The sequence below is a fragment of the Caballeronia sp. AZ7_KS35 genome, assembly GCF_023631045.1.
Taxonomy (GTDB): domain Bacteria; phylum Pseudomonadota; class Gammaproteobacteria; order Burkholderiales; family Burkholderiaceae; genus Caballeronia; species Caballeronia zhejiangensis.
On sequence record NZ_JALQDV010000067.1, the window covers coordinates 39,122 to 51,657 of the forward strand.

Genomic DNA, 12,536 nt, shown 5'->3' on the forward strand with positions numbered 1-12,536 from the left:
GGCTAGTCGCTTTGCTCGTCGAGGTTCTTGCTCGATGAATTCGATCCTTCCGTGTCCGGTTTCGACGACTGGTCTTTTCCGGACTCGGTTCTCGATACGCCCAGTTCATCGAGCTTTTTGTCGATTTTTTCCTTGTCGCCGCGGTCCAGCGCTTCGCGAGCCGCGCGGTCTTTTTCGCGCTCGTCCTCTGCATTGGCTGCGTTGTTTTCCGGCTGGTTCATGCTTTCGTCTCGGTGGTCGATATCAGGGATGGGATCGTGCGGACGCGTCATCGCGTATTGAGCCGCACGAAAGCGTCGATCCAGTCGCGGGCCCAGATCCTTGCGTACGCGATCGCGTCTTCGCGCGTGTCGAATCCGGCAAGATCGCCGCTCATGAAGATCTGGCCCTCGCTTCCGTTTTCCGCGGGCATGGTGATTCGCGCGTGGGCCATGAACTCGCCGTCTGCCCGGCGCGGGGTGGGATCGATGTCGAAAGTAAGGGAAGTGGGGCCCATGGCGTTGCTCCGGCTGACATCTGATCGGACGCGGCGACGTCGCGCTTCCTTACATCAGCATTGATCGGGCCTGGCAGGATCGGCTTCGGTACGCTCGCGCCTCACGACGCCGATCACCAGCGCAGCAGCCTGGGCCCGAGCCAAGCGCCGATGCCCGCGGGCAGCATCATGCCGATTGCGTACCACACGCTCCAGAACGCCGGGCTCATCTCCGGGCAATGCAGGCAATAGGCGACGGTGGCGATCGCGCTCGCGAGCAGACCGGCGACCGCGCCCACGAGGCGAAGGCGTGTGGGCGCGAGACTCTTCATCGCCCAGAACACGGCGGGAAAAGTCGGGACCGACAGCAGCAGAATGTTGAACGGACACGTACGCCACGACTGGCCGAGCACGATGGGCAGACGTTCGGCCGGCGCGGCGCCCTCGAGCACCAGCCAGCCCGCGAGCCACACCGCGACGAACGGCACGCCGACGAGCGCCCACGCATAACCCGCACGAACGCCCGGACGCCCGAGCCGCGTCACGGCGATGAACGCGCCGATCGCCACCACGAACGGATACGCCATCTTGGCCCAGAACACCGGCGTGCGCGCGATGCTCGCGAGATCCGGCCGCACGCCGTAGACGATGGCCATCAGGATCACCGAGCCGAGCGCGCCCAGCAGCAGCGCCCTGGCGAAGCGCCGCGCCACCGCGCCGCGATCGATGCGCGTCACCTGATTCGAGAGCAGCCCGATGAGGTCGTCGGTTTTCATCGCAACCCCCGAAGCCGTGCGGCGAGCGCCTTGAGCCCACGATGCACGCCGACCTTGACCGCCGATTCCGACAGCCCCGTGATGCGCGCGGTTTCCATCACCGACAAGCCTTCGAGTTTCATATGCACGATCGGCAGGCGCTGCTTGTCCGGTAAGGCCTCCAGCAATTTGCCTATGTCGCGCCGCGCTTGCGCGGGTTCGTCGTCGGAGACGGCGAGCAAGTCGGCATAGTCGTCGATGGGATCGTTCAGGGATTCGCGGCGTGCGCGCGAGCGGAAATAGTCCATCAGCTTGTAGCGCGCGATTGCGTGCAGCCACGCGGTCAGCGGTTCGTCGGTGCGATAGGTGTGACGCGCATTATGCACGGCGAGCAGAATGTCCTGGACGAGATCTTCGACATCGTCGCGATGCTGCGGAATGCGTCTGCGCAGATAGCCGCGCAAGTGCCGCGTAAGCGCCTGCAGAAAATCGCGGTATGCGTTCGGGTCGCCATCGAGTCCGGCGATGAAAAGCACTCTCAGGCGGTTTTCCGCTTCTTGCAAGATGGTTCCCGTATTGGCGAGACGGCCGGACGGCGATTCATACACGGCGCCTGACGTGCGCGTACGGGGCGCGGACGCGTCGTGTGTCAGATCGGGCGCTTCAGAATAGACGAAGCCGTGATGCGCCGCAATAGCGCTCACGAGGGTCGAAAACGCGCCGTCGCGGTCCATCTTTTTCATTGCGCAAGCGTGTTGAAAGCCGTGCGTATCCGCATGACGAACTCCTTGCATGTCTTGTGAGCTAGTTCGTCTTTGCGTGCCGATTGGTTACACGACGGGAAACAGAAAAAGAAAAACCCGTCTGTAACCGAACGCGGACTCGCGACGAATTCACCCGTATCCGACGCTTCATCACGGGGACCGACATGCAAACGACACTCACGCAGACGCGCGAAACCGCGCAACGCATTCCGCCCATTCATCCGCTCTGGCTGCGCATCACGCATTGGCTGAACGCGTTCGCCGCGCTGATCTTAATGCTTTCGGGCTGGCGCATCTACGACGCTTCGCCGGTGTTTCCAGGCATCGTCATTCCGGCGTCGATCACGCTCGGCGGATGGCTCGGCGGGGCATTGCAATGGCATTTCGCCGCGATGTGGCTGCTGGTCTTCAACGGCATCGTGTATCTCGCGCTCAATCTCGCGAGCGGCCGCTTTCTTGCAAAGTTCTTTCCGCTCTCGCCGCGCGCCGTCCTGCACGATCTGATCGCGGCGCTCACCGGCAAGCTTTCGCACGCGGACCTTCGTCAATACAACGCGGTGCAGAAGCTCGCTTATCTCTTCGTCGTGATCGATCTGATCCTGCTCGTTCTGTCCGGTCTCGCGATCTGGAAGTCGGTGCAGTTTCCGTTGCTGCGCGAAATGATGGGCGGCTATGACCGCGCGCGCGTCGTGCATTTCTGCGCGATGGCGTTGATGGCTGCGTTCGTGGTCGTGCATGTCGCGATGGTCGCGCTCGTGCCGCGTTCGCTGCTCACCATGCTGCGCGGCCGCTGATCCGGAGACTCGCGATGAACACGAACGACAGAAAGATCATGAAGCTCGACCGCGCCTCGATACTCGCGGACGCGCGCCGCGAACTCGACATGCCTTCGCGGCGTCTCTTCGGCAAGCGCATGCTGACGCTCGGCGGCCTGTCGCTGTTGACCGGCTGCTCCATCACCGATGAAGACTCGGTCAACACGTTCCTGACCGCCGTCTCGCGCCTGAACGATCGCGCGCAGGCGCTGCTCTTCGACCCGAAGCGTCTCGCGCCCACTTATACCGAAGCGCAGCTCACGCGACCGTTTCCGTTCAACGCGTATTACGGCATCGACGACGTGCCGCATGTCGATGGCGGCGACTATCGGCTGAAGGTGAGCGGCCTCGTCACGGGCAAGCGTGTGTGGACCTTGCCCGAGCTGTATGCGCTGCCTCACGCGGAGCAGATCACGCGGCACATATGCGTCGAAGGCTGGAGCGCGATAGGGCGATGGGGCGGCACGCCGTTCTCCGAGTTTCTGCGTCGCGTGGGCGCGGACACGACCGCGAAATACGTCGGCTTTCGCTGCGCGGACGACTACTACGAAAGCATCGACATGCCGACCGCGCTGCATCCGCAGACCTTGCTCACGTTCGAATACGACGGCGAGCGTCTGCCCGCGAAATACGGTTATCCGATGAAGCTGCGCATGCCGACCAAGCTCGGCTACAAGAACCCGAAGCACATCGTCGAGATGTTCGTCACCAATACGTATCCGGGCGGCTACTGGGTCGACCAGGGCTACAACTGGTTCGGCGGTTCCTGATCGCCGCACCGCATTTTTTGCTTTTCAACCCACGAAGGAGATGCACCATGAAGCGACTGATGACCGCAGTGTTTGCAACCATGATGGCGCTCGGCGCTTCGTCCGCGTTCGCGCAGGCGAGCGGCGCGATGTCCAACGACGCCATGTCTCACGATGCCATGAGCAAAAACAGCATGTCTCACGACTCGATGAGCAAGGACGCGATGTCGCACGACTCGATGAAGAAGAGCGACAAGATGAAGAAGAACAACGCGATGGGCATGGACCATCCGGCTTCGGGCGCGATGTCGCAGTAAAAGCGAAGGCCGGGTGCGCGCCCGGCCTTGCTTACCCGTGATTAATCGGCGAGGAATTCCTTGATCGCCGCCGCGATCTGCGCCGCGTGCGTTTCGAGCGCGAAGTGGCCCGTGTCGAAGAAGCGCACGTCCGCGTTCGGGATGTCGCGCTTGAACGCTTCCGCGCCCGGCGGCAGGAAGAACGGATCGTTCTTGCCCCACACGGCGAGAAACTTCGGCCGATGCTCGCGGAAATACGCCTGAAACGCCGGATAAAGCGCGACGTTGTTGCGATAGTCGGCGAACAGATCGAGCTGCACTTCGTGCGCGCCGGGACGGTTCAGGTAGTAGTCGTCGAGCGAGTAACCATCGGGCGAAACCGCCGACGCATCGGGCACGCCGTGCGTGTATTGCCACTTCGTCGTGTCCTTCGTGAGCATCGCGCGCAACGCATCGCGATTCGTCTGCGTCGGCGTCTGCCAATACGCGCGGATCGGACTCCAGCCGTCGCTCAGTCCTTCCTCATAGGCATTGCCGTTCTGCGAAACGATCGCCGCGATGCGTTCCGGATGCTTCAGCGCGAGGCGGAAACCGGTCGGCGCACCGTAATCGAAGACGTAGACCGCATAGCGATCGAAGCCGACCCGTTCCGTGAAGCGGTCGATCACGCCGGCGATGTTATCGAACGTGTATGCGAAGCTGTCGCGGCTCGGCATGTCGGTGAGGCCGAAACCGGGAAGATCGGGCGCGACGATATGAAAGCGGTCGGCCAGGAGCGGAATCAGGTCGCGAAACATGTGGCTGGAACTGGGAAAGCCATGCAGCAAGAGCAGCTTCGGCGCGTCTGCCGGACCGGCTTCGCGATAGAACACGTTGAAACCGTCGACGTCGATATGGCGATGAGCAATGGTGGACATGTTGTTTCTCCGCGAGTGAGGGCGTTCGTTCGTGTAACCGTTAAACGTCTGCGATGAAGGTTACTTATCGACTAGGTAACTTGTCAAGTGCGTTTTTAGCGGTTACGATGAAGTCATCGTAGAAACACCGCTGGACCGAAGAAATGGAATACCGCTCACTTCCCGCATTCTTCGTGGCTGACGCGCCCGGCCTCGACTTTCTCAACTCGGTTGCCACGCCGGTCGATGAACCCGTCGACTGGCTCGCCGACGGCGAAGGCTTTTTGTCATGGCTCGAGCAGGCGAGGCTCGTGCCCGCCGACGTGCTTGCGCACATGCGTTCGCAAATCGCACCCGCCGAACTCGACGAGGTCGCGGCGAAGGCGCGCGGCTTGCGCGAATGGTTCAGATCGTTCGTGCAGAAGAACAAGGGGCGGCCGCTCGCGGCTAAAGACCTGCGCGAACTGGAAGCGCTGAACACCGTGCTGATGCGCGATGAACAACACGGCGCGATCGTCGCGGATGCAAGCGCGTCGAGCGGGCTTGCATTCGCGATGCAGCGCCGCTATCCGACGGCCGAGTCGCTGCTGATGCCGATTGTCGAGGCGCTCGCGAAACTCGTCTGCGAAGAGGATTTCACCTACGTCAAAGCGTGCGAAGGTCCGACATGCACGCTGCTATTCGCCGATCACACGCGCGGTCACGCTCGCCGCTGGTGCAGCATGGCCAGTTGCGGGAACCGCGCGAAAGTCGCCGCGCATCGCGCGCGGCTCAGGGAAGGAAAGGGCGGTTGAGTTCTAATGGCGTGACGCGAGATCGAAGGTCCGGCCCCTGCTCGAGGCTACCGGACGCCGGGACAAGGTCGCGCACTCATTGTTCGCCGCAGGTCTGGAGCTCTGGTGTGGCGTGCGACGGTTCACTGGATCGGCGGCACCACGCCGAGCTTTTCGGCCAGCATTCTCTCGTAGACTCCGAAGTGCAGATCGACCTCTTCCTGCGTGACCACCGTCACGGAAATATTGATCTTCGTGGGCTGCAGGCCGAGGACCGTCGCGATCGCCACCTCCAGTTGCGGCGCACATAACCGGTCGTCGGCGAACGTGGTGCCGACGGCAATCTCGTAAGCAGATTCCTGCTGGAAGACGACTTCAACGAGCCGCGCACGCGCGCTCATGTTGCTGTCGATAGCCAGCCGGATGACCTCGACCGCCGTACGCATCGTCTCGGTCGGAAAACCCCTTGTCGAGCGCAGCCGGATTCGGTGCCGGCCCAGGGTCAGCCAATCGTATTCGAATTCCATGATGTCCTCGCATGGTCCGTCGGAAGCGTCGTGAAGATAGGGTGCGGGCATTCCAATTCAAGAGCGGAAAGTCGCAAAAATCCCCTTGAAATTTCCGCTCGGGATCCTATCTTGAATTCCGCTCAGGCAGTCGCGCCAGCAGTCCGGCGCGCTGCGTGTTTCGATTTGTTTGCCCGCAGCATGGCAGACGAACTGGAGCGCGTAGGCCGGTTCGTCTTCCTGCTGGTTTCAAGGAGGAAATGACCATGAGCGATCTCTACTTCGGGACCGACCTCTTCAGCGAGTTCGACCGTCTGCAACAGCAGATGGCGAGCCTCTTCGGCGGTTTCCCCTCCAGCATCCGTTCCGGGCGCTCGGGCGCCTTCCCGCAGGTCAACATCGGTTCGACCGACGACTCGATCGAGATCGTCGCGTTCGCGCCGGGTGTCGATCCGGCCAGCCTCGATGTATCGATCGACAAGGGGCTGCTGACCATCAGCGGCGAGCGCGGGAGCGCACAGCCGGAATCCGGCGACGACACGCGTACCTATGCGCAGGAGCGGTTCGTCGGCGCTTTCCGGCGCGTCATCGAACTGCCGCAGCACGCGGACCCGGACAAGGTCACGGCGCAGTACACCAATGGCTGCCTGACCGTGAGCATCGGCAAGCGGGAGACGTCGAAGCCGCGCGCCATCACGGTTCAATGAAACGCGTCGCAGAACGTAGGAGGACATCATGAACGACACGACCAAACTTGCCAGGAAAGACGACACGACGGTGGCTCGGCGCGACGACGAGCAGTCGCCACGCCGGATCACGCTGGCGCCGCCCGTCGACGTCTTCGAGGATAGCCAGGGCGTCACTCTGTGGGCGGATCTGCCCGGCGTGACGAAGGACCGGCTCGATGTGAAGGTCCACGACGGCAACCTGTACATCGAGGCCGAGGCGGTGGTGCCCACGCCGGCAGGACTGCGCCTGCAGCATGCGGAGATCCGCCAGCCTCATTTCGCGCGGGCGTTCTCGCTGGGGGCTGACTTCGACGCATCGAAAATCGATGCGAACCTGAAGAACGGCGTGCTGAAGCTGACGATACCGCGCCGCGACGAAGCCCGGCCGCGCCGAATCGAAGTGCGTACGAACTGAGGCCGGCGGGCGGGCAGCAACGACAGGAGAACGTGGGTGGCGGCCGTCTGCCGCCACCCTCCGACTGCGCAGACCCGGATGCGCACCGTCATCAAGGAGCGCTCGCGCGGACATACACGCGATTGCCGGCCATCGGCCAGGGCAGGCACCCAAGAAGCGCCTTTGTGGCGGGCGGAGATCGGGCGAGCCGGGCCGTTAGCTCAGTTGGTAGAGCAGCGGACTTTTAATCCGTTGGTCACTGGTTCGAATCCAGTACGGCCCATATCGGCATCACACGTCGGGGCTTTCGCCCAGGCAGGGCACATTCTTTGCGCAGCAAGGGGCATTGCAAGGAGATCCCAGCATGACCCAGAAATCCGCCGATCCGCATGACAACCCCAAATCGCACCCGACGTCGAACGCGGAAAAAGACCCCGCCGACTGGACCACAGGCGATGAGCCGATGACCGGCGCGCAGGCGTCTTACCTCAAAACGCTCTGCGAAGAAGCCAAGGAACCTTTCGACGAAACCCTGACGAAAGCCGACGCGTCCCGCCGCATCGACGAACTTCAGCAAAAGACGGGGCGCGGTAAATCAGGCTGACGGCACGCGTCCGAATCCGGCACGCGTGCCTAAATTTTCCGATTCTGCCGCCGTAAACGAGTCATGTCAGATCGTCTTCGGCCGGAAGAAGGCTTAACGAGCGCATGCGTGTCGACCTCATCACCCTTTACCTGTTAGCGATAGGAACGCTCCTCGCCAGCAGCGCGCTGACGCTCTGGGAGCGCCGGTCGTATCCGCGGCGCAGGCGCGAACTCGGCGTGCTCGCGGCCGGTTATGCGACGCTCGCGCTCGGCTGCGCCGCCGCGTCGATGCGGCACGGCGTGCCCGGCCTCCCCGGCGTCGTGGGGGCCGCGGTGTCGAATCTCATCATCGTCGGCGGGTATCTGCTCAATCTGCAAGGCGTCGCGCTCCTGAACGGACGCCGCTACGGCCGGTTCGCCGTCGGCATCCTGTCGATGCTCGCGCTCGCCTGGGCCATCGCGGGCAAGCGCGGCGAAGCGGTCATGTGGGCGTACATCAGCGCCATTCCCATTGCCGTGGTGTGCGGTCTGACTGCGCGCGAACTCCTCGGCACGCGGGATTCGAAATGGAAGCAGTCGCGCAACATCGCCGTGGCCGTCACGGGCGGCCACGCGCTCTTCTACGCATTCAGGGCCGCGATTCTGCCGTGGCTGGCGGCGTCGTTCGGACCGCAGTTGCTGGCGATCGCCGGTCAGGCGACGATGTATGAAGGCGTGCTCTATTCCGTCGTTCTGCCGATGACGCTCCTGCGCCTCGCGCGCGACGAAGCCCACGCCGATCTGCGACGCGAATCGCAGACCGATTACCTCACGGGTCTCGGCAACCGCCGATGGTTCTTCGAAGAAGGCGCACGCGTCATCCGCGAAAGCGACGCCTTTCCGCCGGCGTCGTGTCTCGCGCTCGACCTCGACCGCTTCAAGGCGATCAATGACCGCTTCGGCCACGAAGCCGGCGATGACGTACTGAAGTCGTTCGCGAAGATTCTGCGCAGCGTGCTCGGACGCGATGTGATCCTGGCGCGCATCGGCGGCGAAGAGTTTGCCGCGCTGTTGCCGGGGCACGAAAGCGCCCGCGCGAAAGACCTGGCCGAAGCCGTCGTTCGCCGCTTCGCGCAGACCGTCACGCGCACGGCGGGCGGCGTGGAGATCGAGGCGACGGTGAGTATCGGCATGGCACGCATCGGCACCGATGAAGACACGCTGGAAAAAGTGCTCGCTGCCGCGGATCGCGCGCTCTACAGCGCAAAATCGCGCGGCGGCAACCGGCTTGAAATCGCGCGAGCCGCGACGGCCCGCGCGAATCTCGACGATGCGCCGGACCGCCGTCTGACGGCGCTCTGAGCGTTCATTCGCCTGGGTCGAGAAGCCCGTTGCAACGCCCGGACGATCACCGGCTGCTCAAGAGCTTGTCGAAGTCACGATCGAGTCCGGCCAACGATGAATCGATCGTCTTGCGCTTCTCGGCCACCCATGCGTCCTGCTGCGCGATCTTCGCTCTTGCCGCAGTCAGCATGCGTTCCATCTCGGCCGGTTGAGGCCCGCCGACGGTACGCCGGTTATCGACGATAGCCGCCGGATTCAGCGTCGAACGAAATTCCTCTTCGCTCATCGGCAGCACGCCGTTGCCGTAGCCTTTGGTCGTTTCGGCGTAGATGCGCTGCGCCTGATCGTAGGGGAAATCGCTGGGCTTGATATCGTTCGCTCGCGCGTATTCCACGACCTCCGACGCGAAGTGGTGGCCCAATCGGAAAGGCAGCTTGTATTTGCGCATCAGCACGTCGGCGACTTCCTGCGATGCGGTCCAGTCGCTGTTCAGTTCCTCCAGCGCCCGGCCCTGATCGATCACCAAAGCCTTGAGAATGTCGTCCCATTTGCGCAGGACGGTGATAGCGCTGTTCACCATTTCCTTGTTGTCCCTGACTTCCTTCGCGTCCGGCATGCCGGGCGGCAGATTGTGTGCGCGAATGACCGGTCCCATCGCGAGCGTGATGGCAGTCGATGCATCCGCGCGTGTCGAATTCAGCAGGCCCGGATTGCGCTTCTGAGGCATCGCGCTGGAAACGTAGGTGTTGTTGCCGCCTTCCTGAAGCAGAATCCACGGACGCGGCTGCGCATATTGCGTCATGACGTCCTCGATGAAACTGCCCGCATGAAGCGCGATGCTCGTCACGATCGAGCCGACTTCTACCGGATGATCGACCGCGGCGATCTGATGCGCGTCGTAGGCGTTGTCGACGATGTCGGCGAAGCCCAGATATTGCGCCATGCGAACGCGGTCCAGCGGCCAGCTCGTGCCGTTCAGCACCGTGGTTCCCATCGGGCACAGATCGATGCGTGCGTACGCTTCGCGGATGCGCTGCGCGTCGCGATCGAGGGCGGCAGCGTAACCGAGCAGATAATGCCCGTAGCTGTTCGGCTGGGCGGCGACGCCATTGGTGTAATTCGGCACGATGGTGCGCTCGTGCTTTTGCGCCAGCGTCACGAGCGTCGCGGATGTCTTGTTCAACTGTTCGGCGAGGCGCAGCATATCGTCGCGCAAGATGGCGGCGCGATACGTGGCATGCATGTCCTGGCTGGAGCGCCCGGCGTGCAGCAGCGTCACATCCATTCCTGCGGCTTGAATCAGCAGCGGCTCGAATGTGATGACGGTGGAAGGGCGCTTGCCGCCGGGTTGATTGCCGTCGTGAATCACTTTGGCGAGGCCTGCCGCGATGCCGGGCACCAACGCCTTGTCCAGCAACCCTTCCTGACTATTGATGACCGCGGTAGCCTTGTTGATTTCGCCGAGCCAGTAAAACTCGTCGCGGTTCGTCGTCTGCTGGGCGCTCGCGGGCAACGCATGGAGAAGAATCGCGAAAGCGAGCGGAATTACCTTCTTTCTGAGCATGGTCTCGATTGTCCTTGTCGCTGCAGTGACAGCGTTTGTTCGAATAGCCGTTGCGCCGATAGCGAAGAGCGCATTCTAAACGCGGGCCTTTTCATCCATCATCGCAATCGATGAAGCGGGTCATCGCGGTGTCTCCTCGATCTCGCAAGCGCGGCGGGTTCATCGATGCGAATCTGGAACCCGAGCTTTCGCGCCGCTTTCGATCGCGCGCGCCGCCGATGCGCGCTTCGTAAAGCTAAAATTGCGGTTTTAGCCCGGAATACGTGCATGTCCTTCGCCTCGCTTGGCCTGATCGGTCCGTTATTACGTAATCTGCAGGACCTCGAATATCGGACACCTACGCCGGTGCAGGCGAAGGCGATTCCTGCCGTGCTCGGCGGCAAGGACGTCATGGCTGCGGCGCAGACCGGCACTGGCAAGACGGCGGGTTTTGCGCTGCCGCTGTTGCAACGGCTGGTGCAGCACGGTCCGCCGGTGTCCAGCAACCGGGCGCGCGTTCTGGTGCTGGTGCCTACGCGTGAGCTGGCAGAACAGGTGCTGCAGAGCTTCATCGAATACGGCAAAGGCCTCGACTTGCGATATCTGGCCGCCTACGGCGGTGTGAGCATCAATCCGCAGATGATGAAGTTGCGCAAGGGCGTCGATGTGCTCGTCGCCACGCCGGGCCGTTTGCTGGATCTCAATCGGCAGAACGCGGTGCAGTTCGATCAAGTGCAGACGCTCGTGCTGGACGAAGCCGACCGCATGCTCGATCTCGGCTTTGCGCGCGAACTCAACGCTGTCTTTGCGGCGTTGCCGACCGAGCGCCAGACGCTGCTGTTCTCCGCCACCTTCACCGACGATATCCGCGCGATGGCGGCGGGCATTCTGCGCGGGCCGGTCAATATCAGCGTCAGTCCGCCCAATGCGACGGCCAGCAAGATCAGGCAGTGGGTCGTGCCGGTGGACAAGAGAAACAAGCCTGATCTCTTCATGCATCTCGTGGCCGAGAACAACTGGGAACACGCGCTGGTGTTCGTCAAAACCCGCAATGGCGTGGATTATCTGGCGGCGATGCTGGATGAAGCGGGATACGCCGTCGACACCATTCACGGCGACAAGCCGCAACCCGCGCGCTTGCGTGCGCTCGAGCGCTTCAAGACGGGCGAAGTGAGCATGCTGGTCGCCACCGACGTAGCCGCGCGCGGGCTGGATATCGATGACTTGCCGCTGGTGATCAACGTCGATCTGCCGATCGTCGCGCAGGACTATGTGCACCGTATTGGCCGTACCGGACGCGCGGGCGCCAGCGGTGTGGCGGTGTCCTTGGTGTGTGCCGATGAAGCGCCGCAACTGGCCGCGATCGAAGCGCTGATCCGGCAAACGCTGCCGCGTGAAGAAGAGCCGGGTTTCGAGGCCGAACACCGCGTGCCGCAAACCAGCGCGACGGGCCAGATCATCAAGAAACCCAAAAAGCCGAAGAAGCCCAAAGTCGCGCCGGCCGCGACGTCCCGCGTTGCGACCGCGGACAAAGGCATGATCTCGCCTGGCAGCAATCCTTTCGGCGTACAGAAGCCACGCGGCAAATCCGCCGGCAAGCCAGCGGCGGGGTCGCGCAAGCCCGCTGGTAAATCCGCTGATGGGCGAAGCAAACGGCGACCCTGATCCGGTCTGAACCTCAGCGTGGCGATAAACGACCGCTAGTGGCCGAGAGCAATCAGCGAGACCCTGTCATGGCACGGCGGTCGAGCGTGACGTCACGGATGCGCCGCGCGGCCACGATCCGCTCTTCTTTAGCCTTTCAAATCCGCTGAACAACCGGCCGTTTTCGAGTCTGATCGCCGGATCGCGGTGCTGACGCTTGCCTTACGCTGATGACGTCGATGGTCGGCTTCCCGAAAGCCGCATCGGACACATCAAGCGCGGTTCATCGC

At 62.8% G+C, this 12,536-nt stretch carries 16 protein-coding genes and 1 tRNA gene; 10 read left to right on the forward strand and 7 right to left on the reverse strand.

The annotated features are described in order from the left end of the window. Window positions 1–2: 2 nt before the first annotated feature. From NCT05_RS34905 to NCT05_RS34920, 4 genes are all read right to left on the reverse strand, one after another. Complete coding sequence (locus tag NCT05_RS34905) at window positions 3–221, reverse strand: hypothetical protein (protein ID WP_250504477.1); 219 nt, start codon at window positions 219–221, stop codon at window positions 3–5. 47 nt (window positions 222–268) lie between these two features. Further along, window positions 269–496, reverse strand: a complete 228-nt coding sequence (locus tag NCT05_RS34910; protein ID WP_008345673.1) for a hypothetical protein — start codon at window positions 494–496, stop codon at window positions 269–271. A gap of 113 nt (window positions 497–609) precedes the next feature. After that, window positions 610–1,251 carry a DUF1109 domain-containing protein gene (locus NCT05_RS34915; protein WP_008345671.1) on the reverse strand — a complete coding sequence of 214 codons (642 nt, stop codon included), beginning with the start codon at window positions 1,249–1,251 and terminating at the stop codon, window positions 610–612. Next, complete coding sequence (locus NCT05_RS34920) at window positions 1,248–1,793, reverse strand: sigma-70 family RNA polymerase sigma factor (protein ID WP_250442261.1); 546 nt, start codon at window positions 1,791–1,793, stop codon at window positions 1,248–1,250. The genes NCT05_RS34915 and NCT05_RS34920 overlap by 4 nt, the downstream gene beginning before the upstream one ends. A gap of 365 nt (window positions 1,794–2,158) precedes the next feature. Between NCT05_RS34920 and NCT05_RS34925 the strand changes: the two genes are divergently transcribed. Genes NCT05_RS34925 through NCT05_RS34935 form a run of 3 tightly spaced genes read left to right on the forward strand, consistent with a single transcriptional unit; the run spans window position 2,159 to window position 3,875 of the window. Continuing rightward, entirely contained in the window at window positions 2,159–2,788 is a 630-nt protein-coding gene (locus NCT05_RS34925; RefSeq protein ID WP_250504478.1) for a cytochrome b/b6 domain-containing protein, read from the forward strand. 14 nt (window positions 2,789–2,802) lie between these two features. Further along, window positions 2,803–3,579, forward strand: a complete 777-nt coding sequence (locus NCT05_RS34930) for a molybdopterin-dependent oxidoreductase (RefSeq protein ID WP_175982154.1) — start codon at window positions 2,803–2,805, stop codon at window positions 3,577–3,579. Window positions 3,580–3,626: 47 nt separating this feature from the next. Further along, window positions 3,627–3,875: a pentapeptide MXKDX repeat protein gene (locus tag NCT05_RS34935; protein WP_008345665.1), complete on the forward strand. Its 249-nt coding sequence runs from the start codon at window positions 3,627–3,629 to the stop codon at window positions 3,873–3,875. A gap of 41 nt (window positions 3,876–3,916) precedes the next feature. Here the strand turns inward: NCT05_RS34935 and NCT05_RS34940 are convergent, their stop codons facing one another. Beyond that, window positions 3,917–4,771, reverse strand: a complete 855-nt coding sequence (locus tag NCT05_RS34940; protein ID WP_250504479.1) for an alpha/beta fold hydrolase — start codon at window positions 4,769–4,771, stop codon at window positions 3,917–3,919. A gap of 143 nt (window positions 4,772–4,914) precedes the next feature. On the opposite strand from NCT05_RS34940, the gene NCT05_RS34945 reads away from it, so the two are divergent. Continuing rightward, entirely contained in the window at window positions 4,915–5,544 is a 630-nt protein-coding gene (locus NCT05_RS34945) for a CGNR zinc finger domain-containing protein (RefSeq protein ID WP_250504480.1), read from the forward strand. Between the two features lie 122 nt (window positions 5,545–5,666). On the opposite strand, the gene NCT05_RS34950 is transcribed toward NCT05_RS34945, so the two are convergent. Next, the gene (locus NCT05_RS34950) at window positions 5,667–6,050 is read right to left on the reverse strand and encodes a hypothetical protein (RefSeq protein ID WP_033535688.1); all 384 of its coding nucleotides are present in this window, start codon (window positions 6,048–6,050) and stop codon (window positions 5,667–5,669) included. Between the two features lie 245 nt (window positions 6,051–6,295). Here NCT05_RS34950 and NCT05_RS34955 point away from each other — a divergent pair, with 245 nt between their 5' ends. The 5 genes from NCT05_RS34955 to NCT05_RS34975 all read left to right on the forward strand — a co-directional run bounded on the left by NCT05_RS34955 (window position 6,296) and on the right by NCT05_RS34975 (window position 9,077). Next, window positions 6,296–6,736 (forward strand): Hsp20/alpha crystallin family protein, encoded by a 441-nt coding sequence (locus NCT05_RS34955; protein WP_250504481.1) that lies wholly within the window; start codon window positions 6,296–6,298, stop codon window positions 6,734–6,736. Between the two features lie 28 nt (window positions 6,737–6,764). Continuing rightward, window positions 6,765–7,172, forward strand: coding sequence for an Hsp20/alpha crystallin family protein (locus NCT05_RS34960; RefSeq protein ID WP_008345656.1), 408 nt, complete (start codon window positions 6,765–6,767; stop codon window positions 7,170–7,172). 189 nt (window positions 7,173–7,361) lie between these two features. Then, window positions 7,362–7,434 (forward strand) — tRNA-Lys (locus NCT05_RS34965). Between the two features lie 81 nt (window positions 7,435–7,515). Then, the gene (locus NCT05_RS34970) at window positions 7,516–7,755 is read left to right on the forward strand and encodes a DUF3072 domain-containing protein (protein ID WP_116567874.1); all 240 of its coding nucleotides are present in this window, start codon (window positions 7,516–7,518) and stop codon (window positions 7,753–7,755) included. 104 nt (window positions 7,756–7,859) lie between these two features. Next, window positions 7,860–9,077 (forward strand): GGDEF domain-containing protein, encoded by a 1,218-nt coding sequence (locus NCT05_RS34975; protein ID WP_008345652.1) that lies wholly within the window; start codon window positions 7,860–7,862, stop codon window positions 9,075–9,077. Window positions 9,078–9,123: 46 nt separating this feature from the next. Here the strand turns inward: NCT05_RS34975 and NCT05_RS34980 are convergent, their stop codons facing one another. Next, window positions 9,124–10,623: an argininosuccinate lyase gene (locus NCT05_RS34980; protein ID WP_008345650.1), complete on the reverse strand. Its 1,500-nt coding sequence runs from the start codon at window positions 10,621–10,623 to the stop codon at window positions 9,124–9,126. Window positions 10,624–10,890: 267 nt separating this feature from the next. Between NCT05_RS34980 and NCT05_RS34985 the strand changes: the two genes are divergently transcribed. After that, window positions 10,891–12,267 (forward strand): DEAD/DEAH box helicase, encoded by a 1,377-nt coding sequence (locus tag NCT05_RS34985; protein WP_250504482.1) that lies wholly within the window; start codon window positions 10,891–10,893, stop codon window positions 12,265–12,267. The last annotated feature ends 269 nt before the right edge of the window (window positions 12,268–12,536 follow it).

Bases quoted from the DNA above. Each gene is read 5' to 3' on its own strand.
- NCT05_RS34980 (WP_008345650.1), bottom strand. From the start codon at position 10,623: ATGCTCAGAAAGAAGGTAATTCCGCTCGCTTTCGCGATTCTTCTCCAT.
- NCT05_RS34930 (WP_175982154.1), top strand. From the start codon at position 2,803: ATGAACACGAACGACAGAAAGATCATGAAGCTCGACCGCGCCTCGATA.
- NCT05_RS34910 (WP_008345673.1), bottom strand. From the start codon at position 496: ATGGGCCCCACTTCCCTTACTTTCGACATCGATCCCACCCCGCGCCGG.
- NCT05_RS34985 (WP_250504482.1), top strand. From the start codon at position 10,891: ATGTCCTTCGCCTCGCTTGGCCTGATCGGTCCGTTATTACGTAATCTG.
- NCT05_RS34905 (WP_250504477.1), bottom strand. From the start codon at position 221: ATGAACCAGCCGGAAAACAACGCAGCCAATGCAGAGGACGAGCGCGAA.
- NCT05_RS34925 (WP_250504478.1), top strand. From the start codon at position 2,159: ATGCAAACGACACTCACGCAGACGCGCGAAACCGCGCAACGCATTCCG.
- NCT05_RS34940 (WP_250504479.1), bottom strand. From the start codon at position 4,771: ATGTCCACCATTGCTCATCGCCATATCGACGTCGACGGTTTCAACGTG.
- NCT05_RS34950 (WP_033535688.1), bottom strand. From the start codon at position 6,050: ATGGAATTCGAATACGATTGGCTGACCCTGGGCCGGCACCGAATCCGG.
- NCT05_RS34945 (WP_250504480.1), top strand. From the start codon at position 4,915: ATGGAATACCGCTCACTTCCCGCATTCTTCGTGGCTGACGCGCCCGGC.
- NCT05_RS34960 (WP_008345656.1), top strand. From the start codon at position 6,765: ATGAACGACACGACCAAACTTGCCAGGAAAGACGACACGACGGTGGCT.
- NCT05_RS34970 (WP_116567874.1), top strand. From the start codon at position 7,516: ATGACCCAGAAATCCGCCGATCCGCATGACAACCCCAAATCGCACCCG.
- NCT05_RS34955 (WP_250504481.1), top strand. From the start codon at position 6,296: ATGAGCGATCTCTACTTCGGGACCGACCTCTTCAGCGAGTTCGACCGT.
- NCT05_RS34975 (WP_008345652.1), top strand. From the start codon at position 7,860: ATGCGTGTCGACCTCATCACCCTTTACCTGTTAGCGATAGGAACGCTC.
- NCT05_RS34915 (WP_008345671.1), bottom strand. From the start codon at position 1,251: ATGAAAACCGACGACCTCATCGGGCTGCTCTCGAATCAGGTGACGCGC.
- NCT05_RS34935 (WP_008345665.1), top strand. From the start codon at position 3,627: ATGAAGCGACTGATGACCGCAGTGTTTGCAACCATGATGGCGCTCGGC.